19 protein-coding genes are annotated in these 23,673 nt (G+C 37.6%); 16 read left to right on the top strand and 3 right to left on the bottom strand.

The window, feature by feature from the left end:
- Positions 1-499: 499 nt before the first annotated feature.
- The 10 genes from BW961_RS27400 (at position 500) to BW961_RS27360 (ending at position 13,318) form a co-directional block, all read left to right on the top strand.
- Positions 500-1,645 carry a hypothetical protein gene (locus BW961_RS27400; protein ID WP_068592663.1) on the top strand — a complete coding sequence of 382 codons (1,146 nt, stop codon included), beginning with the start codon at positions 500-502 and terminating at the stop codon, positions 1,643-1,645.
- A gap of 382 nt (positions 1,646-2,027) precedes the next feature.
- Positions 2,028-3,314: an IS110 family RNA-guided transposase gene (locus BW961_RS27395; protein WP_068581973.1), complete on the top strand. Its 1,287-nt coding sequence runs from the start codon at positions 2,028-2,030 to the stop codon at positions 3,312-3,314.
- 515 nt (positions 3,315-3,829) lie between these two features.
- On the top strand, positions 3,830-4,423 hold the full coding sequence (locus tag BW961_RS27390; RefSeq protein ID WP_068586211.1) for a chloramphenicol phosphotransferase CPT family protein: 594 nt from the start codon (positions 3,830-3,832) through the stop codon (positions 4,421-4,423).
- A 251-nt stretch (positions 4,424-4,674) separates the two neighbouring features.
- Positions 4,675-5,775, top strand: coding sequence for a DUF3626 domain-containing protein (locus BW961_RS27385; RefSeq protein ID WP_068586214.1), 1,101 nt, complete (start codon positions 4,675-4,677; stop codon positions 5,773-5,775).
- Between the two features lie 273 nt (positions 5,776-6,048).
- On the top strand, positions 6,049-6,879 hold the full coding sequence (locus tag BW961_RS27380) for a copper amine oxidase N-terminal domain-containing protein (RefSeq protein ID WP_068586217.1): 831 nt from the start codon (positions 6,049-6,051) through the stop codon (positions 6,877-6,879).
- Positions 6,880-7,428: 549 nt separating this feature from the next.
- Entirely contained in the window at positions 7,429-9,480 is a 2,052-nt protein-coding gene (locus BW961_RS27375; protein ID WP_068586219.1) for an AAA family ATPase, read from the top strand.
- Entirely contained in the window at positions 9,465-11,261 is a 1,797-nt protein-coding gene (locus tag BW961_RS27370; protein WP_139331774.1) for a UvrD-helicase domain-containing protein, read from the top strand. The genes BW961_RS27375 and BW961_RS27370 overlap by 16 nt, the downstream gene beginning before the upstream one ends.
- A gap of 112 nt (positions 11,262-11,373) precedes the next feature.
- Positions 11,374-11,601 carry an SAVED domain-containing protein gene (locus BW961_RS32040; RefSeq protein WP_139331773.1) on the top strand — a complete coding sequence of 76 codons (228 nt, stop codon included), beginning with the start codon at positions 11,374-11,376 and terminating at the stop codon, positions 11,599-11,601.
- A 134-nt stretch (positions 11,602-11,735) separates the two neighbouring features.
- Entirely contained in the window at positions 11,736-12,884 is a 1,149-nt protein-coding gene (locus BW961_RS27365; RefSeq protein WP_068586224.1) for a hypothetical protein, read from the top strand.
- A gap of 209 nt (positions 12,885-13,093) precedes the next feature.
- Positions 13,094-13,318: a helix-turn-helix domain-containing protein gene (locus tag BW961_RS27360; protein WP_068586227.1), complete on the top strand. Its 225-nt coding sequence runs from the start codon at positions 13,094-13,096 to the stop codon at positions 13,316-13,318.
- 662 nt (positions 13,319-13,980) lie between these two features.
- On the opposite strand, the gene BW961_RS27355 is transcribed toward BW961_RS27360, so the two are convergent.
- Together BW961_RS27355 and BW961_RS27350 are read right to left on the bottom strand one after the other, a co-directional pair.
- A complete protein-coding gene (locus BW961_RS27355; RefSeq protein ID WP_068586230.1) occupies positions 13,981-14,733 on the bottom strand; it encodes a hypothetical protein in 753 nt (250 codons plus the stop codon).
- A 13-nt stretch (positions 14,734-14,746) separates the two neighbouring features.
- Positions 14,747-15,331, bottom strand: coding sequence for a hypothetical protein (locus BW961_RS27350; RefSeq protein ID WP_139331771.1), 585 nt, complete (start codon positions 15,329-15,331; stop codon positions 14,747-14,749).
- A gap of 523 nt (positions 15,332-15,854) precedes the next feature.
- Between BW961_RS27350 and BW961_RS27345 the strand changes: the two genes are divergently transcribed.
- From BW961_RS27345 to BW961_RS27335, 3 genes are all read left to right on the top strand, one after another.
- Positions 15,855-16,268 (top strand): DUF4181 domain-containing protein, encoded by a 414-nt coding sequence (locus BW961_RS27345; protein WP_068586236.1) that lies wholly within the window; start codon positions 15,855-15,857, stop codon positions 16,266-16,268.
- A gap of 358 nt (positions 16,269-16,626) precedes the next feature.
- Positions 16,627-17,037, top strand: coding sequence for a DOMON domain-containing protein (locus BW961_RS27340; RefSeq protein WP_139331770.1), 411 nt, complete (start codon positions 16,627-16,629; stop codon positions 17,035-17,037).
- A gap of 47 nt (positions 17,038-17,084) precedes the next feature.
- A complete protein-coding gene (locus tag BW961_RS27335; protein WP_068586241.1) occupies positions 17,085-18,824 on the top strand; it encodes a hypothetical protein in 1,740 nt (579 codons plus the stop codon).
- A gap of 77 nt (positions 18,825-18,901) precedes the next feature.
- Here BW961_RS27335 and BW961_RS27330 read toward each other — a convergent pair whose 3' ends face one another.
- On the bottom strand, positions 18,902-19,945 hold the full coding sequence (locus BW961_RS27330) for a glycoside hydrolase family 88/105 protein (RefSeq protein ID WP_068586244.1): 1,044 nt from the start codon (positions 19,943-19,945) through the stop codon (positions 18,902-18,904).
- A gap of 134 nt (positions 19,946-20,079) precedes the next feature.
- On the opposite strand from BW961_RS27330, the gene BW961_RS27325 reads away from it, so the two are divergent.
- The 3 genes from BW961_RS27325 (at position 20,080) to BW961_RS27315 (ending at position 23,538) form a co-directional block, all read left to right on the top strand.
- Entirely contained in the window at positions 20,080-21,000 is a 921-nt protein-coding gene (locus BW961_RS27325; RefSeq protein WP_068586247.1) for an AraC family transcriptional regulator, read from the top strand.
- 248 nt (positions 21,001-21,248) lie between these two features.
- The gene (locus tag BW961_RS27320) at positions 21,249-22,238 is read left to right on the top strand and encodes an aldo/keto reductase (protein WP_244556076.1); all 990 of its coding nucleotides are present in this window, start codon (positions 21,249-21,251) and stop codon (positions 22,236-22,238) included.
- A gap of 328 nt (positions 22,239-22,566) precedes the next feature.
- On the top strand, positions 22,567-23,538 hold the full coding sequence (locus BW961_RS27315) for a helix-turn-helix transcriptional regulator (RefSeq protein WP_076577084.1): 972 nt from the start codon (positions 22,567-22,569) through the stop codon (positions 23,536-23,538).
- Positions 23,539-23,673: the final 135 nt, after the last annotated feature.

Below are 23,673 nucleotides of genomic sequence, written 5' to 3'. Positions count from 1 at the left end.
AAGATAGTGTGTGATAAAAGAAAACGCGCTTGTTCAACTCTAACGGGAAACGATAGCACCATGACAATAGGCAGCCGAGCCATCGGCTGCCTATTCAGCTAACTGGAGGTTTAGTTGAAAATCAATCACGCTGAACCGTACCACAAGTAGCCTAAAGGCAACCCTTTCAAGCTATAAATCATAATGTATATTCAAATAAGTGGTGTGAGTAATAGATGGAATGACAACTTATACTTGATATGTGATGGATAATACTCATAAATATGGTTATGTAAGGTATAATTGTATGGGGAATGAATATGCTTTTATGTCATTACAGATGCACCATATGCAATTGCGTATTCGAGGTGCGAAGGGCTGGTTGTAGAAGGGGAATTTTTGAAGCGTACGATGAATATATGTTTTTTTTCTTTAAGGAGAAAGAAATAGGACGAGTCATAAACAAATGCCCAGAATAATAAGTCCAAGACTTAATGAACGTGAAAGGTGATTCCTGCTTATGAATAGCCACAAGCTTACCTGTTTAGCCGGAGCGAAAATACTGCTTGTACAACCTTTACTGCTTGCCCTGATCGTTATACTTGTGGTTAGTAGCCTAACTGCCTGCGACAATTCCAACGCAGGCAAGACAGCAATTAAGTCTGCGCAGCCGACTATAGTGACACCTGTGGTAGCGCAAGCATCGGGCAGCATTTATCTGTACGGTGAAGCACACGGCGTGGCCAAGATATTGGACAAGGAATATAAATTGTGGTTCCAATACTACCACAACGAGGGCATGAGGCACTTATTCGTCGAGCTGCCCTATTTTACCGCCGAATACTTGAATCTATGGATGCAGTCGGACAATGACGATATTTTAGAGGAGATTTATGATGATTGGGAATGGACACTTGGTCACAACCCTGATGTCAAAGAGTTCTACAAAAAAATAAAGAGCGAGTGTCCTGAGACGATTTTACACGGCACAGACATCGGGCATCAATATGAAACTACCGGGAGCCGCTTTTTATCTTATCTTGTGGCAAACGATCTGGGAGAATCGGAGAAGTATACTTTAACAATGGAAGCGATCCGGCAAGGCCGTGTTTTTTACAGCAAAGAAGACGGCGTATATCGGGAAGATACGATGACGGAAAACTTTATTCGCGAATTTGAGAAGTTGGGCAATGAGAGCGTTATGGGCATTTACGGTTCAGCACATACCGGGCTTGATGAAATGGATCATGGTGCCCAATCCATCCCATGCATGGCCAATCAATTACAGGATCATTATGGCGGCAATATTTATTCTGAGGATCTAAGCTGGATGAGTAAAGATATTGAGCCATCCAGAGTAGATTACATCACCTTACATGGCAAGGAGTATAAGGCATCATATTTTGGAAAGCAAGATTTGACCGGGTTCAAGGATTACGCTTATCTAGAATTTTGGCGGTTGGAGGACACTTACGATGATGTCAAAAATCTGCCACTGGTGGATAATTATCTTCCTTACGATAACTACCCGATGCTGATAGAAACAGGCCAGGTCTTTGTGATCAATAGCACCAAAACAGACGGTTCAGTGCAAAGAGATTACTATCTGTCTAGCGGCCAAGTTGTGGAGGGTGTGAACTCAACGCAACAATTCACAGTAGATTGATCGATCAGTAATCTGGGGTAATTATCTCAAACGCTGCACGCGGGCTCATGAATCGGGCGTTCATGAAAGCTAATTGGTGGGAAAATTGTAACGTGCCAGAAATATGGGCTCGGTTGATGTAAGAGAGTCTCTAAGACTTGCAGCTTCAACCAAAGCGGAGAACCGCATCATAATTGTGTTGAACTAACGGGACACTTTAGTTGAATGATACACATTAATGAGCAGGCGCTACGGTAGCCTGCTGTTTTCATTGAAGTAACGGGCAGCATTCCTGTAATGAATAAGAATGACGTTTGAACAATAAAAGACCTCTTGATATCATAAGAATTGTCCTAAGCTGGCCAGCAAAAGGGACGAATTCGAATATCAGGAGGCAGATAATATGAATTATAACCAAAATGAGAAGATAGCTCAAATTACTTCTCAAACGCTAATAGTTGGTGTAGATATCGCTAAGTACAAGCACGTTGCACGCGCACAGGATTTTAGAGGGCAGGAGTTCAAGAAGGCTTTCCATTTTGAAAATACGAACTCAGATTTCAATCACTTTCTAGGTTGGATTCAACAACTAATGAAAGATCAAGGGATGGAAAAAGTGATTGTAGGAATGGAACCAACAGGTCACTACTGGCTCAATCTAGCTCACTTTCTTAAAGATCAACGTATTCAATTTGTCGTAGTAAACCCGATGCATGTAAAGAAGAGCAAGGAGCTAGACGACAATTCACCTACAAAAAATGATGTGAAAGATGCTAGGGTAATTGCACAGTTAGTCAAAGATGGGAGATATGCTGTACCCAATATTCCACAGGGAGTGTACGCAGAACTTCGAGTGGCGAAAAAGATACGGGATCTTCTATCTGTTGACCTACAAGCGGTTCAAGGACAAATCCACAACTGGCTAGATCGCTTCTTCCCTGAGTTTCTTACCGTATTTAAAGACTGGGAAGGAAAGTCGGCATTACAGCTTTTAAAGCTAAATGTATTACCACATGAATTAAGCAAGATTTCCGATCATGAGATCTTAACGCATCTTAGAAAAGCTGTTAGCCGTGCGGTTGGACTCAGTAGAATATCTGAACTCAAACAAGCAGCAAGTCATTCGATTGGCATTCTTGAGGGTTCGACAATGGCTAAATTAGAGCTACGCACGTTAATAGATAAGTATGAACTCATAAATAATAGATTCGAAGAACTGGATTCAAATATAGATGGTTTACTTGAACAGATTCCAGGTGTTGAACAAATGTTAGCGATTACGGGTATTGGTAGAGATACGGTTGCAAGCTTCTTTTCAGAGGTAGGAGACCTCAGTTATTACTCTCATCCTAAGCAGATTATAAAATTAGCTGGGCTGAGTCTGAGGGAGAATACGTCTGGAAAGCATAAGGGACAAACAAAGATTACAAAGAGAGGGAGAAAAGCACTCAGGGCGCTTCTCTTTCGAGTAGCCATGCCTTTAGTCGCTAAGAATAGTGCATTCAAGGCTTTACATCAATATTTTACAACACGGTCAAATAATCCTTTGAAGAAAATGCAATCCCTGATCGCAATATGTAATAAGCTTATACGGATTCTGTTTACGATTGGCAAGAAGCAGTGTGAATTCAGTGAAGAGCATATGTTAAGGGATATTCCCCACATGGCAGAACTAACGAGAGTAGCTTAGGTTTCTTTTGAATTCTTGAAGTAAAGTAGCAGGTAACCACATTTGAAGCACGGATTAGTCAGTAAAACAACTATAATACGGACAAAGATCCTGTCGGGCAGCATAACTGACATCCACATCATGGTAAGGTTGGACGAAGGAATTTTAGAGCGAAGACTCTGTGAGATTTGGGAGGGTAGACCTCCATGAAATATGTGGACATCCATCAGTGCGATCATAACTACATCTATTGCCACTTTTTTGGATATGAGTGGTTAAGTAAATAAGGATCGTTTTTCTTCGTGTATCCAAAATTATCCTTTAATTCATCCCTATTCCAGTATTCAAATGCTCAAATACCAATGATGTTATGAAAACTTAAGAAAACAGGAGGAAATCAGAGCTAATACTTTCTTCATAGAGGGAGGATAGTTGAAACGTTCCTCGAATATATTATCAGTTGGATAATCTAATGAAATTTGTTGAAATAAGGTTGTCTGATTGAAACGCAAATCTTATAGATAAGGGTGATTCATGTGAAGCAAGGACTCATTGTGTTTTTGAACGGAACGTCAAGTTCTGGAAAGACCTCCATATCGACTGAACTGATAAATCAGAAAGAGACTCCTTTTTATCATTTATTAATTGATGATTTTTTTAATAATTACAATGATTTTGTTAATAATAAATTTCCAGATGAACCTCCAAGAGGAATAGATCATCAAGTTGTCTCACAAATAGTTGATGATTCCATATTATCAGTGTACCATTCGACAATTAAATTGTTATCAGAACTAGGTTTTAATGTAATAGTAGATACCATAATCGCAAATGACAAGTATTTTAATGATTTTTATGATTTACTTGTTGATCATCCTATATTGTTTGTAGGCGTACGATGCTCGAAAGAAGAACTCACAAGAAGAGAGCAGAGTAGGGGAGATCGATTAATTGGACTAGCACATTCCCAGTTCGACAGAGTATATTCCTATAATGAATATGATCTTGAAGTAAATACGGAAAAGTTGAGCCCAACCGAATGTGCCGATAAAATATTAAGTTTTATTAAGTCCGATCAGGGTTACTCTGCATTTAAGAAATTAAGTAAAAGAGAGATTAGTTTTTCATAGTAGGCAAATCCATCAGATAACAACATATTCAAGCATTGGGGCTATTGCCCTCGGTCTGCCCACAAGATTTCGGAATTAAGCTAACGGGACACTATAGCACCATGACAACAGGCTGCCAGCATAATTGGCAGCCTGTTCCGATAAACGGGCAGGATTGAATGATTGATAAGTTGAATATCATGATGTTAAGTTATTGAATATGCGATATTTGATTAGCTTGATGCCAGGCTATATCAAGGAAGGTGATGAAAATGTTAGGTAAGAGAGATTTATCAATTTCACAGCAGTTGGCAATTGAACATATTACACAGTACGCTAGAACCCGAAAATGCGAAGCTCAAAAGACAATTAAGGAAGTTCTTCAGCTGTCAAATATCCCTTGGAATACATTTGAGGATACCGTCTTTAAGCTATTATCGAACGCGAGGGTCGCGCTGCATTTTCATCCTGATCGACCAATTGCGGACATGAAAAGTGTGGCTCAGGCATTGCTTGAGCAGGGGATCTATAAGAATCAGTTCGAAACTCACATTTCCAATGGCAGCGTATCTGCTTATCCAGGCGGATCACGGGATCTTTGGGAGAAAAAGATGTTTGGAGGCGCATATCAGTTAGATGGCGTGACGAATAGCCAGCGCCCGAAGTACGGGGCGCTAGATTTAATGCTGCACCCGGATGGACCGGCTCCGAGGTTTGGGTCATGTTACTTCCTTCTCTCACCGAATGTCTCCTATCGTTGCACGTACACTTATTTGGATTCACATCAAGATCCCAAGGAAAAAGGCACTTATGCTGAGTTTGATGACATTTTAGCAGCGATTTTTAAAGATACATTTATTCGAAATGATGCGATCGGCGAGAAAAATCTGACACCGCGGAAGTTGATTGAGCATCTGTTGTATAGTCTTGAACAACCATTCAAGGATCCCTCAAAGCGTGAGCCCAATCGAAATCTTAACCACTATATTGAGGCCCAGGTTCACGATGATATCATATTAAATGATGACGTAGAAGTGCTTGTTGCCGATCCTTCGTTCAAGGGCACTTACATAGGAGATGTATTAGAACAAATATGCTTAAAGTATTCCATTGAACTATATTGGCATATGGGATTTGCTATGCATGTAGAAGAAATACCCTCGGATTTTAGGGGATCAACTATGCCTTCCTTAGCTAAGCGGATAGCACGAAATGATTATATCGACGCTAGTGTGGTTGGGGCAGCTGTCAACGATTTAAAACGTAATCCAGCACTATGGAGCGATAGAGGAGTCTATGAAGAGGTGCTTCAGGAATTAAAATACATGTGGCATATTTTAGTTCAATTTGGTAACCCGTTTGCACCTGAATGAAGGACTGATTCGTTGAACTAACGGGACACGATAGTTTAATCAAATAAGGAGCAGTTTGCCACGGCAGCTGCTCCTTGTTTTCGTTAAGCTAACGGGCAGAATAGCGAAACATTTTTTATATGTTTACCGTCCTAGATTATGGATTGATCTGGGGAATTACTTATTCTCACAAACCTTTTGATAGTATTAGCGTCTTATTTACAAGAGGAATTAAACATAAAGTGTTGTATTAAAGACAGCAAATCAAATCTTATTAGAAAAGAGGATTGGAAAATGAAATTATTACGTTATATTTCTATATTATGCGTTTCGATTTGTGTGTTTTCTGGTATAGAGCTAAATTCAGTTAGTGCTGGCATCGTAAATGACACCGATTTAAAATTGAAGTTGAATAATTCTTTTGTTTTATATTCCAATCAACAGCTTCCTTATGCAGATGCAAATGGAAGAACACTCATTCCACTAAGGCTAATTGGTGATGTAATGGGTGCAAATATTTCTTGGATTGGTAAGGAGAAAAAAGCAATAGTATCGATGGGAAAAAACACTATATCATTAGTACTTGGACAGAAAACAGCGATAGTTAACGGAGAACAGAAACAGCTGGATACGATGGTGGTATCTAAGAACTCTACAATAATGGTACCAGCACGATTTATTTCTGAAACGTTTGGAATTAAAGTTGGATACAACAAATCATTAAATGTTGTTCAGCTAACTGATCCACGAATTTTAAGCTCAGAGCGGCTTGCACATATTGATGAAATGCAAAATTTAAATGTATCCTTTAACAATATGATTGTACCTAAGAGTGTGACATTCTTTAAAGATCAGAAAAACTCCATAAATAATAAACAAATCGACGTAAAAGTAATGAATTACTCTTCTCAGACAATAAAAAAAGGGAGATTAAATAGTAATGTTCTCTATTTCGCAAGCGAATCAAAATTGTCATTTATAGGTACAAGAGGAATGATAAATATGTCTGACAATAATTTGATCGATATTAAACCCAACGGTGTGTACACTGATAATATTTATCTAGTTGAAACCATTGACGATGAACCCGTTCGTTATATATTTTGTAATTATTTTGTAAACTGAGGCAAAGTCATTCAAACTCCATTATCGAACAATACGCTAACGGGACACGATAGTGCAATGAGAACAGGCTGCCAGCATCATTGGCAGTCCTTTTGCCAATGATGTAGGAAATATTGTTTTATTTGTACTTTGTGAGTCATGTGAGCGACAGGAGGTTAAATTTTTTTGTTTTGAATAATCGATGACAGTGTGAGCTTAGGTAAGAGTTAACCTTATAAGCACAGCATACGAGAGGGCAAGGGAATGGTGGAAGATTTTATGTTCAAAATAGTTTAATATAATACTTGAAACAACAACACGATGACCGTTAAGGTCTCGTGTTTTTTTGTTTTGTCTATTCTTGCTAATAATAGGACTAATGGCAGGGGAATCTGTTTAGCTGTCGAATAATCATAAGTATTGCTTTGCCCACGGTATAAAGATGGAATGGCTTATTACAAGCCGCGTTTATTTCCGTAATAAATTTAGGGAAGATCTAAGCTAATAAATAGGCCGTGGTCATTTTACTCTTGAGCTAAATAGAATCATTCTCTTTGGAAGGGGATATATATGTATATATCTGGAATTAAATTAGAAAACTATAGAAATTTCAAAAACAAGGCCGTGAGTTTCAACGATGGTATTAATGTCATTATTGGTCATAACAATGCGGGGAAGACAAACCTCATTAAAGCTTTAGCTCTAGTTTTAGATTCGAATGGAAAAAAGAGATTAGACATACATGATTTTAATAAGAGTATTTCGCTTGATGAGTTAAGATGTGCTCCTCCTAAAATACGCATAAGCGTGACTATAAAACAAAGTGATAATGAAGATCTTAATTCTGACGACCTGGTGACCGTGGCAAATTGGTTAACTAAGCTTGATGAGCCTTATGAAGCAGTATTAACTTATGAATTTCATCTTCCAGAGAAGGAAACCGAAAAGTATATAGCAACCATTTCTCAATCGACTGATAAAGATAAAGCTTGGAGAATAATCCAACAGGAATTCTTGAGACTTTATATTTTCAAGATATGGGGAGGCAATGTTGTTAATCAAACCACTGCAGATAGCGAATCATTACAGAAGTTTGACTTTCAATTTTTGGATGCAATCCGAGATGTCGAAAGAGATATGCTCTCAGGTAGGAATACTTTGCTTAGAGATGTGTTAGATTTCTTTATGGATTACGATATTAAGTCTGATTCTAAACGAACAGAGATAGAGAAATTAGAAGAAATAAAGCTAAAAAAACAATCTTTTTCTGATACTGCTGATATGCTGCTATCACATCTCTCAAAGAGAATGCTACTCGGTAAAGAACAGATATTGTCTTATGCCAAGGATACAGGGGCATCATTTAATAAAGCCAAGCCAAATTTTGAAGGAAGTATATCTGATGTTGAGTTGTTTTCAGCGTTAAAGTTAATTGTTGAATATGAAACTGGAATTAAAATTCCAGCAACTCATAATGGTTTAGGCTACAATAACTTGATCTTTATGTCCTTGTTGCTGTCTAAAATGCAGGTGAATTCAGACGGAAGCTATTTAGGAAGTAATGCAAAAGTTTTTCCTGTTTTGGCAATTGAGGAACCTGAGGCTCACTTACATCCAGCTATGCAATATCAATTTTTGAAATTTTTGCTAAAAAATAAGGAAGACAAAAAGGTAAGACAAATATTTGTGACTACCCACTCAACTCATATTACATCTTCTGTCTCTTTAGATGAGATGATTTGCTTACATAATGAAATTGGGGAAACAAGCGTAGGTTATCCGGCGAAAGTATTTAAAGATAATGAAAAAAGCAAGAAATATGTTCAGCGATTTTTAGATGCAACTAAATCAGATATGCTTTTTGCACAGAACGTTATTTTAGTAGAAGGAATAGCTGAACAACTACTGTTACCAATCCTAGCAAGATATCTAGGTATCTCATTGGAAGAGAAACATATTGCTGTAGTTAATGTCGGTGGAAGGTATTTTGAACATTTTCTCTATTTATTTAATACTAACAATCCTTATGCAATACATAAAAAGATAGCATGTATAACTGATAGAGACCCTGAGAGAAAGAAAAAGGCTAAGGGGGCAAGTTACGGTAAATGCTATCCTTATGAATATGGTATCGAAGGTGCTAAGTATGAGTATAAAGAAAATCCTTCTTTTACTTTGTATCCTCGTGGTGGACATTCTAACATAGCTATCTTTTCTCAGGATGAGACTGAAGGGAAAACCTTTGAGTATGATTTGATTTTACATAATCCTTCACTAGATTTGCTACTTACAAATTCAATGAAAAATCAAGATGAAATAAAAAAGTTAATGGAAGTGTATAAACGGGGTGGAGAACTCTTGGAATATGAACGGATATTAAGAAAGAGTGAAGAGAATGATAGAGTAATTGAAAGTATGCACTTAAATACCTCCTGGGAGAGCAATCAAAAATCCAAGGCTTTTATTGCTACCAGGTACCTTAATTCTGTTGGAAAAGGTGAAAACGCTTTGGAATTAGCTTCTGCACTTACAGATAATCTTTATAAAATAGATACAACTGATTTTCAAAATTTTACGGTCCCAAACTATATAAAGGAAGCCATCACATGGATAGTACAATGATAGAAATAAACTCCGAGTTCCTGATACCTTTGGAAAATCATTTTCGTGTAGCAGCTGGGCCGGGTGCGGGTAAAACCTACTGGCTTGTACAACATATAAAAAATGTTTTACATCATTCTCAGAGATTGAGAAAGACTCGAAAAATTGCTTGTATAACCTATACCAATATTGCAGTAGAAACCATTTTAAACCGGTTAGGCACTAATGTTAATCAGGTAGAGGTTTCCACGTTACATAGTTTTTTATATAAACACATTGTGAAACCTTACGCCTCATATCTGGAAGGCGATTATAATTTGAATGTAAAAGAGATGGATGGACATGAAGATACAGTAGTACATTTTAAAAAAGTACAACACTGGATTGAAAATCATTCCAATGTAGATCAGTTAAAACCTCCCTATTCAATGAAACAATTAATCATGCTCAAAGAAAACACAGTACCTATCACTCGATGGTTACATCATTTGACATATCAATTTGATGAAAAAGGTGGTCTTACAATTGTTGGGAATCGTAAAAAAGCATATAGAATACAAAAAAATGGCGAAAAGGAAGAACGGAAGTATCTTAATAAACTCTGTCTAGGTATTCTAGAAACAGATTTTCTAACATACAAAAAGCTTTATTGGTCTAAAGGGATTGTTGATCATTCTGATGTGCTTTTTTTCAGCTATCAGCTTCTTAGGAAACACCCATTTATTTTAGAAGTTTTACGAGCGAAATTTCCCTATTTATATATTGATGAATTCCAAGATACAAGTCCGATACAAGTAGAGATTTTGAAACTTATAGGTACCAAGGAAACAGTTGTTGGTATCATTGGTGATGCTGCACAATCAATTTACGGGTTTCAAGGTGCTCTGCCTGATCAGTTTGCATCTTTTTCTTTACCTAATCTTTCGGAATACGTTATGAAGGATAATAGAAGAAGTACAAACTCCATTGTTGATTTATTGAACTTAACTCGAAAAGATATACAGCAGAATAAATATAGAAATATCGCCGGGGATAAACCCAAACTTCTGCTGGGTAAAAGAATAGATGCATTAATAAGGGCAACTGAACTTTGCAATGATGAAGAAGATCTGTACTCCTTATCACGTGACAATCCAACATCAAATGCTATGAGGAAATATTCATTGGGGGATGTAATTAATGACAAGTTGATTGAAGAGCTCTTAGAAGTAGATAAATCAACTAGCAGCAACAAGTATAGAAGCCGAGTAGTTGTTACTTGCTTGAAATCCGTAGAATATGCTCGCGAAGGAGATATGAAGAAAGCAATAAGAGAACTTGAAAGTATTGAAAAAGATATAAACAATAAGGAAGAAAAAAGGAAGTTTGCGTTAAAATCGCTCTTCTTCCTTTTGAACGAATACGATACTTTTATGGATAAGTCTCTATATGAATTCTATTCGTTTGTAAAAAATGTTATAAGAACAGAAATATCTAATTTTGGAAAAGGCGCAGCTAGAACATTTTATGAAAACTATACGTACGAGCAATTAGCTCTTTGTGTGAGTATTACAGATGATAAAAGCAAGCATAAGACTATTCACAAATCAAAGGGAGATGAATTTGATAATGTACTACTTGTTTTAGAATCATCAGATGAATTGGATTTTTTTATTAAGCCTAATTTAAAAAATAATGAAGAACACAGAATTAGCTACGTCGCTTTGAGTAGGGCGAGAGAACGTGTTTTTATAAATGTTCCATTTATAGATGAGACTATTCAATCTAAGCTGGAAGGATTATTTGAAATAATATATGTATGATGATTGAAAACTGCGTGGAGAAGAAAGCGGATCATGCTATCTTCAATTACGATACTTCAAGCAATTGAGTAGCTGGCTTCCGGAAATGAGATAGTGAACTCACATCTCATTAATGAAAGATAAGGATATAAGTCAGAATCAAAAATTGTTCTTAAGGAAATCAGTGGAGTCCCAATTACAAAAGATGCGTTTTCGTGAGATCCATTTGTTTTATATCGGACCTGCAGGCTTGGCAGTAAAAGTTGTTAGGAGTATTAATTCAAGAATGTGGCCAGATGTCGTTCTATATAAATATAATGCTCGTAATGTGCCACGATATCAAAAAACGTTTAAAGTTTAATTCGTTTGAGAAAAGTGAACTAAGAATTATTAAAGAAAGCAATAATGAAATGCACGTTTCATAATAGAAGTTGATTTTCGAAAGATCATTATTCTAAAGATTGTATTTGATAAATGTGAGGATGGAGAGACAAAATGATCAATGTGTACGAAGATCAATTAAATATTAACCAATATGTAAATAATGTCTTAAAACAATTTTTTGAAATGTTTATTGAGTTTGCTAATAATCTTGAATTTGAGGATATATATGCTGAGGCATTTCCACAACATTTAAGAAGAGACCCGGAATTTTGTTTGGAGAGATTAGAGCAATTGAATGGATATATATTAGATGATTTTTTTCATAATATTCTCCCATTAGATGAATATATAATTTATCATGTTTTAGTATTCATGGATGAAGCGACTGATCTAGAAGAAGAAATTGATATTTTCACACACGAAAAAGATGCTTTTTTAGCAAAAAACAAAAAATACTTGTCGGAAGAACAAAATGACTTAATAAATGGATTAGACAATATTAATGATATTATTGGTTTTATTTTTGATGATGTTGATTTTTTAGATGTGGGTTTACTATTTCAACACTATGTTAATAATCCAGTTAATTTTGAGAAGTTTTTTCATGTTAATTTAGATTTTTATGTAGAGCTGATGCCCAATGACATTAGAGAGAAGTATTCTGAAATAAAAAACAAGGTTGAAGATAAATCGGTAGATAAAATCAGCTCAAATCTTGAATATGCTAACTTCGATTCAAAAGAGGAATTCATTGAAGTCATTCGGGGGACTATGAACAAATTTTCCTTTTACGTTAAACATAAAAAACTATATAAATTGATAAATGGAAGTGAAAAGAGTCTTAGTGAAAAAGAATTTCAAATTTTATGTGGATTTTATCTGGAAATTTACTTGAAGGGTTTTGATCTCGATATTTCTCCAGAAGTAGATACTGGAAGAGGGAGTCTTGATTTTAAAATTAGCTGTGGAAAAAAATATAAAGCAGTGATTGAATTTAAAATGGATACTAACAGTAATTTGAATAAAGGAATAGAGTATCAATTGCCGCTTTATCAGCATGTGACCGAGGTGGATTATGGAGTTTATGCGATAGTTTGTATTGAAGATAACTCATATAATAAAAATGACTACTTTCGTGAAAAAGCAACCGAAATATCAAATAAGTATGGTGTGCTTATTGAATATTTTTGTATAGACGCTAGAAAAAATAAAGAATCCGCTTCTAAAATTAAATCGGATGATGAGATGCTAATTGATTAACAAAGAGGCGTTACCTTTAATGTGATTGAGAAATAAGGGTGTATTATTGGTTACCAACTTTAATGTCTCTGAACATTAGTTGTCTGGTGACAAAAAAAGTGTGGAACCAGTAAAGAAAGTATGGAACAGCTAAAAGAATAAAACACATCATGGGCCGTCCTAATTTAATAATAGGGCGGCCTTAATTTATTTAGAGAGGATAAATGATTATGAATTCCATAGGGTCGAAGGTAAAAGCAATTAAAACACAACTTAACTTAAACCAGATAGCTTTTTCAGAAGTAATAGGTATTTCACAAGGAAGATTAAGTGAGATTGAGCAAGATAAAACTAAGCCATCTGCCGATACACTAAAAGAGATGAGGAACAGGTTCAATGTTGATTTGAACTGGCTATTAAATGATACAATCGAGGGAAACTATCTTCAGCAGTAAGTAGTATCTTTGTTATATAACATTCCTCCTTCTGAGTTAGAAGAAATAATAGAGTTTATTAAATTAAAGAAGAAAAGATAAGTTCTAGTAGAAAGTGATATCTCGAATATAGGTAATAAGATAATTTCAATAAAGTGGTGAATGCTTAAACACTACCCACTTATTCAAGTAATTAAAAGTCAGGAGTGATTGATGGAGGTTCGGGTAACTACCTTGTTAGTATTCAATTACATAAAAAAGGTGAAGTAACTTCAATGCGATAGTTTTAATAGGGTATTTGATATTACAAAATGTTGATAAGTATTTATATTTGTTATTATAGGACGATCAGGCGTGTCTTCTTTTTTAAGCATGGATTCAAGAGGTGTGGAACCTTATTAAACATTCTAAATGTTCTAGAAATAAAAGTATTAGGCTGAGGTTGCTAAGCTAACGGGCAAGCTAGTTGAAAAGTTTCTGTTAAAAAAGCAAAAAAACTCCATTAGGAGAGTTAGTTGCCGTCTATACCATTCTTGTTCCGAAACTTTAATGCAAACATGCTCTATTCCCTTTCCAGGTTACTATGTTCTTATTTCCAACAAGTAAGCATAGTCCTAGGGATTCGAACCCCTATCTAGACGATAGATGAAAAATGATTCCTGCGGTTGTAGTCATCCCGGCAATTATCCTGTTTTAAGTTCTTGTTGAGGTGACTTACTATCACCTAATAGTAATGTATCACCCATAAAAGTAATTTCATCTTGAGTATATTCATTAACATAAAGGTATAGATTCACATCATTATTCAAATCATCCCAATTAATCTCGCTCATATCAATGTCATCCAAACTTACAACAGCAGCTCTGTAAGTAATGGTCCCTTTACCATCCTTTGGGCTCTTGGAGGCAAAAGAATTAATTCCAATAGGAGAAGTTATAGCTTTAGCAAAAGAAGAATAACATTGCCTGGATATAAGATCCAAACTTGCTTTAGGCATAGGAGGAGCACCTATATAATCTGAGGCTGTGGCTCGTTTCCTTATCCGCCAGTCTAGAATCTCTACAATTTCTGCTGCCAGGAGAACGAACTCTACATCAAAGCCCAGACTGAGAAGGACTTGTATGTCTTCCTGCACCCCGCCCATAGTAACTCCTTGAAGGAAGAACACCACATTTCTTCCGCCATTATTACTAAGAACTTGGACCCAATCAGGAGTAGAAGCTTCCTTTACCAAATGAGAAGTGGTTTTCCAAAGTAGGGTAGTCGGACACCATTGGGTGAAATCCTTAACTAAGGAAGGATAAAAGAAAGTGGAGTTAAGTACGTCTTTATCGATACTTATTATCTGATCATCGGAATATTGAGTCCTTTCTGACCTAAAGAAGTAACTTTTACCGATAGATGGTGGACCAAAGAGAACTATAGCTTTCGACAAGTTAGACACCTCCCTAGAAATGATGATCACTATCTATACAACGTTCAATCTCTTTGAACGTTGTACCATAAGGTTTTAAGATTTCGTCTAATACTTTGGCTGGGATAGATTTATTATCAATATTTAAAATCATATGACCAATGTTAACTGCAATCAGAGCTTTAACACGTCTTAATCCAACTGCATCATAACCTTTCAAGTTCATACGGTTAAGTTGTTTATTAGAATATTTCCTTATGGATTCAAGAGATCTTCCCAACTTATCCATTTCAGTGGAGGGCTCTTCTTTAATTTTAAGAACAGCTTGTTGTGGAAATATGCCTAAAGTACCACCTTTAGTAGCCCTAGAAAGTATTCCATCCCTAGCTCTATAAGTAGGTCTCCATTCCCTATCAGCGTTTTTATAAGCTGACTTTTTGGCTACAAAAGCACCTCGCGGAGCGCTGCCTCTATTCCTTCCTACAGGAGTTTTTAGATCAGAAGTAATAATTACTTGATCTCCTATTGTAATGACAACATTACCGGTCTCTGGATTAAACATAGTCTCAGGAGCTTTAACATAGCCTTTTTTAAGCAACTCTGTCATACGACGGTTCATTTTAGGCACAATCATCACCTACCTAGATATTTTTTTGAAACCCATATTAAATGTGCCATTGAGCTTTTAATTTTGAACGAATCTCCGTCGTTGGTTAAAATCACCAAGCAAACGAACCTATTTTCTATTCTAATACATTGCATGATTGATTGGAATATTAAAATTATATGCATGGGTAGCGACGGGAATTTGAACAAAATCGATGCGGCATCATGAACACAAGATCGTGAAACGAAGTATAAATACGGGGAACGTTTTTGAACTGAAACCCTATTATTCGCAAGCTACGCCATCTTTTATCAAGACCTAAACTCAAAAAGGGTAGATAATATAAAGGAGGTTACATATTGGATATGAATAATATATAGTATAGTCTTGTTCAACTAACTGGGAACGTTAGTTGAACGATACAAATTGATGAGCAGGTACTGCGGAAGAACGCAATTACTTTCGTAATCTGTGTTGTGGCGCTTACCACTGCATGTATGACTAACGGGCATGTTAATGGAATAGGAGGAGTTGTGTGTTCTGGATAAAATTTTGTTTGATTGCAACAATTGTTTTTGTCCTTATTTCAATAGTTAAGCTTCTTCTGAGGAACCTACTCAAAATTGAGAAAGTAAAAAAAGAGTTTTTTTCTTTTAATCACATAAACGAGTTACATAGAAAAATCGATAGAGGTTTGAGAACTTTTTCTGCGATTACTCTGGTGATTCTATCTTTTGTGATGTTGTTTTATTATGAAGATTTAATTTACCTAATTTTAATTACAGTAATTGCTTTTATGATATTGAATTATATGGTAAGAGCATTTTTCGAATGGAAATATACACAATATCCGAAGCAGTCTATTTTGACTTTAACTGAAATGTGTTTAATTTTAATAGCAATAATAATCGTTATTGAATTTAAATTACTTGGTCACCTATTAATCTAACGGGACACAATAGTTCAGTAATCAAGCTTCACAGGTAACTCTGTGAGGCTTGTTTTTCTGCGTTTGTTGGATGGTAGCTGCCTCAATTAATTTAGAACTTCTTATTGTGTGGGCAACATAAATATTCTCTCAATTTTGAAAATTTAACAACCCTTTACATTACATTAGAATACCCATAATATTAGAGAAAGAACACTCGGATGTTGTGCAATTTATTACACTGAGTATCCTTCATCTGTGCATTTTGAAATCATGTGCATCTAACACAATCCGATTTCACCTATATACCGTATGATTACGAAAAGAAAGAAATCATCCTGTGCATTTATTTTATTGAGATATCCATGTCCATGACGATGTGTACTCACAGCCGAAACAAGGTGGGGAAATATGGGAAGGGGATAGCATCCAGTTCGCCGTATCTGCAGGGATGCCGGGAGAGAATTTACAGTGGTATGAGTATGGAATGGCCTTGACATCACAAGGACCTGAACTCTATCGGTGGATGGCCCCACAGGGAATTGAGACGGGATCTATCGTGAGTCCTATCCTGCAAGTAACAAGAGACGAGGTGGCAAAGGATACGATATACCAGTTGGCCCTCCCATGGGGTGAATTGGCGCCGATTGTTCCGAGCGATGGAATCCTTAGTCTGTCGATTGTCGTCAATGAGAACGATGGAAATGGGCGTAAAGGTTATGTTGAATGGGGTAGTGGTGTTGGTTCAAGTAAGCAGTCCTCGTTGTTCAAACCCATTCAATTAGAGTAAGCAACCATCCCAAATTCGGATTGAAAATAGAAGGTGAGGAGTCTAGGATGAGCCTATATAAACAATCTTTCGATCACAAAGAGTTGTTATTGAACAAGATCATGTCACAGGAAAAGGATTACGATCCACGTGTGAATATGCTAATACGACCATTACACACGCCAGGATATCATACGACATTAACATCCGATGTGTATCCTCTAGTTCATCCAACACATCCATCGTTGTTATATGCCGTTGGCCTGTTGAATTCGGAGGATCCGGAAAATGTACAGAGGGCTAGTGATATCATTCAATCTGTTCTTGCTCTACAAGATCGCGATCCAGAACGAGATACCTATGGCATTTGGCCATGGTTTTATGAAGAGTCACTTATACAGATGGATCCTCCAGACTGGAACTGGGCTGATTTTTGTGGGAAAGAACTTGTTCTAGCAGCCTTACTTCACGGTCCTCTATTCACAGAAGACTTAAGAGAACAGATTCAACAGGGGATTAGTTGTGCATGTGATGCGATTATAAAACGGGATATGGGACCTCACTATACGAATATTTCGATCATGGGGGCATTTGTGACATTGATTGCTGGAGAACTGTATGGTAGGCAGGACTATGTGGATTATGCATTACAGAGATTAGAAAAGTTAAAACAGTATACGGAAGGTTTGAGGACTTTCCAAGAATTTAACAGTCCACACTATTCGGTCATCGCCATCATAGAGTTGTCCAAATTGGTTACCTACTCCAGTAACTCTAGGGCTAAGGAAATCGCTATTGATCTGCTAGACATTGGTTGGCGCATGGTAGCCGATCATTATCATCCGATCTCTCAGCAATGGGCGGGTCCGCATAGTCGCAGCTATAGTACGCTTCTTACCAATAAAATTAAATCTTTCTTACAGATTGCTACGGATAACCGATTGTATTTCTTCTCCGGTGCTGATCTTGAATATGATACGGAGTGGTATGGTAGTGGCTTCCAATGCCCAGAGAAATACTTGGATCTGTTCATGAGCGAGGATACTCGTGTACTTGAACAGCCGTACTATCGTAATGAGGATACTGGATTGGTGAAATGGGCGAAGACGATCATAACTCCCCAATATACGATCGGAATATTCAAAAATGAAATCATGTGGAACCAAACTAGGGGTATGGTCGCTTATTTCGAGAATAACGGTTCAGCTACTTATTTACAGATGAGATGCTTACATGATGGATATGATTATTGCTCGGGGGTACTTAGCGCTTCGGAAGATGAGGGTCATCTTCTGCTTGGGGTACGATTCCTTACGAATGGTGGGGATACACATCCTGGTTTGGATCGTATTGATGGAAGTATTGAGGCTTCAGATTTACGGATTCGGTTGGAATTCGGAGGTTGTCTAGATGGTGTGAACGTTACAACGAAAGAATCCAAAGCGGAAGTGGAGATAGATGGAATACCACTGCGAATGGATAATGTATATGCTGCTTTCGACGTGATGTCAGATGTAGATGGCAAAGAGCATCGAGGCTGGGATTGGGAAGTGACAGTGCAGGAACACTATGTTGGATTAGACTTAGTTATCTATACTGGTGAGCGAAAAATAATAGATTTCAACGAGTTAAATCGAGCAGCCTTTCTATTCTCATTAGCGATTGGAGAAGTGGTAGAGAAATTGCCGGATATATCGGTCACAGAAGAAGCCGGTCATGTAACAGCAAGCGTTGTAACAAGTCATCTGGATCGTTTATCGCACGAGGTATCCATAGCATTAAAGCCAAATGCTATCCATCCAGTCTAATCATAAATCTAGGTATAAAAAAAGAGCCTCCATGGTGTTAACATGGGGGCTCTCTAAATCAATTGTTTAATTATGACTCATAGGATTTCAGACAATAACATTAGAACAAGTCCTTGCCCATAAAGCGTAGGATGACATGGGATCTCATTATAGGCTTCAATGGAAGACATAACAGGCGTACCTCCAGAAACGCCTGTTACCTCTCCGTTTGGAAGTACTTCATGAAGAATGGCTTTCAGAGAACGAAAGGCAGAAGTCTCGTAAGAGCTATCTATTAAGCCTAGGCGAATAGCCTGTAGAATGCCGCAGGCAATTCCAGCACTACCCGAAGTTTCTGGATAGAAGTCGGGTCGATCCATAACAGTGGCCCATAGACCGTTAGCTTGTTGATAGCGAATCAATCCATGCATCATGGCAGAGTAACGTTCTATTGCTTGTTGAGATAGGGTTGCGATACCTGTTAACTCTTGCATAATCATTGGTGTTCCTACGGCGATCCAAGCATTCGCTCGAGTCCACCGAGCCCCGGACATGTGGTTAAGAGCCATGCAATTCCATCCATGAAACATGACACCTGTATCTGGGTCTTCAAGTAATTCTAAGTGAATCTCCAACTGCTTAACAGCTTCAATAGCGTAGGAGTTATCACCTGTGACACGTGCTAGACGAGCTAAGAAGAGGACAGCCATAAAGATCGTGTCGGCCCATACCTGCTCTGGAAAGCTAACATTTTCTGTGACCGTATGCTCGAAGGCTCCTTCACGAGTACGTGGTGCTTCTGTAAGCATCCATTGACCAACGCGCAGCGATTCCTCTAGAAAGAAAGAATCTTGTGTGTATTCATAGAGTGCTGGAAAGATAGCAAAGGGTGCCATTGCATTGATAACACTCGCCTGTTCCGATGTTGGTATATTTGTGTATGCCCACTTGGTTAAATAATCGAGAACTTCCTGATCGTGTGTATTTTCATAATAAGACAGTATTGCGATGACACCAACTCCGGGAACCCAGTCCCAGTGCTGAATATCCATTCCCCAATTATCTGTGTGATCCAATAGCATATAGCGATAAACCTGTTCTGTAGTATGTTGTAAAGAATCGTGAGAAATCGGTATTGGCATGCGATTCATTCCTCCATGACAGTGAGTAAGTATACATCTAATATACAATGTGGCATGAAATGAGTCTTGGTCTATCGTCCTTATGGTTTGGGATATTGTCTTTATATTTGGGAGTGTGGAAAGGGGATCTAACTATGGAGATTGAGAAGGTGAGAATAGGGGAAGATCGGTCTGCTCAGCACGAATCTGTCGTGGATGAAGTAACGAATACGAGACTTATGGATTTCCCAGTTCAATGCTCGTATCGAACAACAATGTTAGAACAGCCAACTTTTCACTCCCATAGTGGATATGAGCTTTATTTATGTATACAAGGAAAAGGTCACTATATAGTTGGTGATCGGATGCATACGTTGGGAGTGGGTACGTTTACGGTAGTGGGACCCATGGCATCGCATTTATCTAGACCACATCTGAATACTCCATTCCATCGCTATATCTTAGCAATTGAAAGATCCTATGTTGAACAATTGTGTGTAGAGGATAGAGAATGTTTGATGGGCATTAGACAATGGCTTCCGGATCCAGAGAGTGATTCGATACATACGCAATTAAATGCCCAACAGTTAATGCATTTGCAGGAAATTCTAGTTCAATTAGAAGGGGAAATTCAGAGGAAACAGCCTTGTTATCCATTACTTGTTAAAAGTCTACTGTTGCAACTATTTGCACAGTTAGGCCGATATCAAGCTAAGTCGTCGACAATAAGTATGGGTGGGAATGATACCCAGAAACAAATGGTCAAGGGTATTCTCAGTTATATGATGGAGCATCACCATGAACCTCTCAGCGTAGAGAAATTATGTGTACAATTTCATGTATCACGATCCTTCTTATTTCGGATTTTTAAGGCGAATACTGGAGTCACGATGAATGAATTCTTGGTCTCGATTCGAATGACTAAGGCTAAAGAGCTATTACAAGCAACGGATCTAGCTATTACGGCAGTTGCAGGGCGAGTTGGTTTTCAAGATGTTTCTCACTTTTGCCATACGTTTAAACGATTATCGGGTATGACTCCAAGTTGCTATCGTTCCATACACAGATCAATGTGATTCCATGTAACGTATCCTGTAATGGTTATTTTTCAATCGCTTCCAAAAAAAAGGGATCAGTGCTGAATTCAAACAAATAAACATCAACAGAATAGAAAATAACCAATGAAATCCTATTCATATCAACAATGTTGATATACCATTGAGTTGTGCACCTTTCTGTGTTTGAATGAGTTATTCGTCAATTCCATACAAACAAGAAAGATTTTTTTGTTAAGAGATAAATTGGACGGAAAAGGTGGATGAATATGAAATTGGAATCAGCTATTGAATTGCGAAAGCTGGGGAACTCGGATTTAATGTTATCTCCGCTCGGGCTTGGTTGTTGGCAGTTCAGCAATGGGAAAGGGATTGTCGGGAAATTCTGGCCAGTACTTCAGAGGGAAGATGTGCACAAAATAGTTCAGACTAGTTTACAAGGCGGAATAAACTGGTTCGATACTGCTGAAGTATACGGTGGAGGACAATCTGAACAAATACTAGCTAATGCATTAGAAGAAGTCGGAAGCTCAGAAGCAGAGAAAGCATACATCGCGACAAAATGGTGGCCAATATTTCGTACTGCTAGCAGCATTTCCTCTACGATTAATGAACGAATTCGATTGCTTAATCATCGGACAATTCATCTCTATCAAGTACATCAGCCCTATTCATTCTCTTCGGTCGTTAGTGAGATGACTGCGATGGCTCAACTCGTTAAGCAAGGGAAAATCAAGAATGTGGGTGTTAGTAATTTTTCTGCTGAGAAAATGCGGGAAGCGGATAGGGTGTTACGTGAGCATGGACTGCGCTTGGCATCCAATCAAGTGAAATACAGCTTACTAGATCGCAGGATTGAGCAGAACGGAATACTGGACACAGCCAAGGAACTAGGTGTCGCAATCATAGCGTATTCACCGCTTGAACAGGGAATCTTAAGCGGGAAATTTCATAGAAATCCTTCTCTTATAAAGTCTATTTCAGGACCACGAAAGTGGGGAGCGGCATTCCGAGTATCCGGTATGAAAAAGTCAAAGCCGCTCATCGATGCGCTTGAACAACTTGCGTTGCAATACGACGCTTCCCCCACGCAAATTGCACTTAATTGGATGATTCATGCTAATGGTAAGACGGTATTTGCCATTCCAGGTGCATCGAAAGTGCATCATGCTGAAGAGAATGTTAAAGCAATGACATTTACTTTGACAACAGGTGAAATCGATAGTATTAGCATGATTTCTCAACAGGTGTTGAAGTAGGATAACTAAGAAGAACCGCTCAAGCATAACCGTAGCGCTAGACTTCTCTTAATATATAAAAAACGCTTCGACGTAATAAATTCATGTATTGAGCGTTTTTTATATATGTCTTTCCTGTCAACCTTCGATAGCACTAAGTAACACACTTGTGGCAATGCCAAGTCTGCGATTGAGCAGTTATGACCAACAATTCTTCCATCATATCTTCTGAACCATATACCCGAATATCTTCTTTTAGTTTAAAAGCTTTTTTCTTAAAGGTGGGAAATACCAGCGTGGCAATTTTAGTGGCATAGGTGTACATAATGTTCTAAAACGAATTGATCAGGTGCTAACCGAAGTAGGAACAGGTGCAGTAATCAGCTGTAATCCGTATGAGTACGTGGTGCTCTTATCGTTTCGAACGAGTAGTTTAATTTATGTGCGACAGAGTATTTCGCAGATTCTAGATCAAATCATTTTTGTACTGAGGGAATACACCAATCTTCAAGTCACGATAGGAGTAAGTGAACTGTGTGAAGAGTTAAAGCATATCCCGGAGTTTTATCTTCAAGCTCGAAAAAATGCTGATTTGCGCTTTGTTATTAATAAGCATAGGATCATTTACCCTGAGGATGCTAGACATTTCTTGAAGCAGTCGGGAGAGACCTTGATCGGGAAAGAGCAAACCTTGCTGGATGCATTGAAGGAGGGGAAAGAGCAATCGGTGCTGCAAGAACTAGACAAAATGTTTACACTGATAAAGCGTTCTGCCTCTATGGGAAATGAGGTACTGCGTGCCCGATATATGGAACTCTTAATGATATTAGTGAAGTTCATGTATGATAACGGTTTTGTAAATAGCCAAGAAATTAAAAGGATAGAGGACGTATACCAAATGGCTTGGCAGATTGACTCCGCCGAACGTTTGCAAACCAGGATTTCAAACTTGGTTCTACAGCTTCTTCAAGAGATAGATAAGCAGGCGGGTCAGATGAATCGGGTTGTGGCAATTGCACAAGAGTTTATTATGGAGCATTATAATGAAGATATTACACTTGGAAAAGTAAGTGGAATCGTGCATTTAAGTGAAGGTTATTTCAGCACATTGTTCTCAAATGCGGTAGGTGAGACTTTTAAAGAATTTGTTACAAAAGTACGCATGAAAAAGGCCATGGAAAGCATGAAGAAGGAGCCTTATCTAAAGATATATGAAATTGCAGAGCGTACAGGATATGCTAGTACGGAGCACTTTAGCCGGGTTTTTAAGAAGGCAACTGGAGTGAGTCCGAATCAGTTCATGAGATCGGTTTCTAAATAGCCTAAAACTATAGTCACATTGATTTTAGGCATGTTAAACAATCTTTAATAAATAAGAGAAGAATCGCTTTACTATACTTCAGTTGTATATGTCCCCTTCAAGCACATACTCGAATGCAGCTTTTTGAAAGCATGA

The sequence above is a fragment of the Paenibacillus macquariensis genome (assembly GCF_900156375.1).
In the GTDB taxonomy this organism is placed as follows: Bacteria; Bacillota; Bacilli; order Paenibacillales; family Paenibacillaceae; genus Paenibacillus_AQ; species Paenibacillus_AQ macquariensis.
The sequence above is the reverse complement of the archived record's forward strand: the minus strand, read 5'-3'. Positions and strand labels throughout refer to the sequence as shown.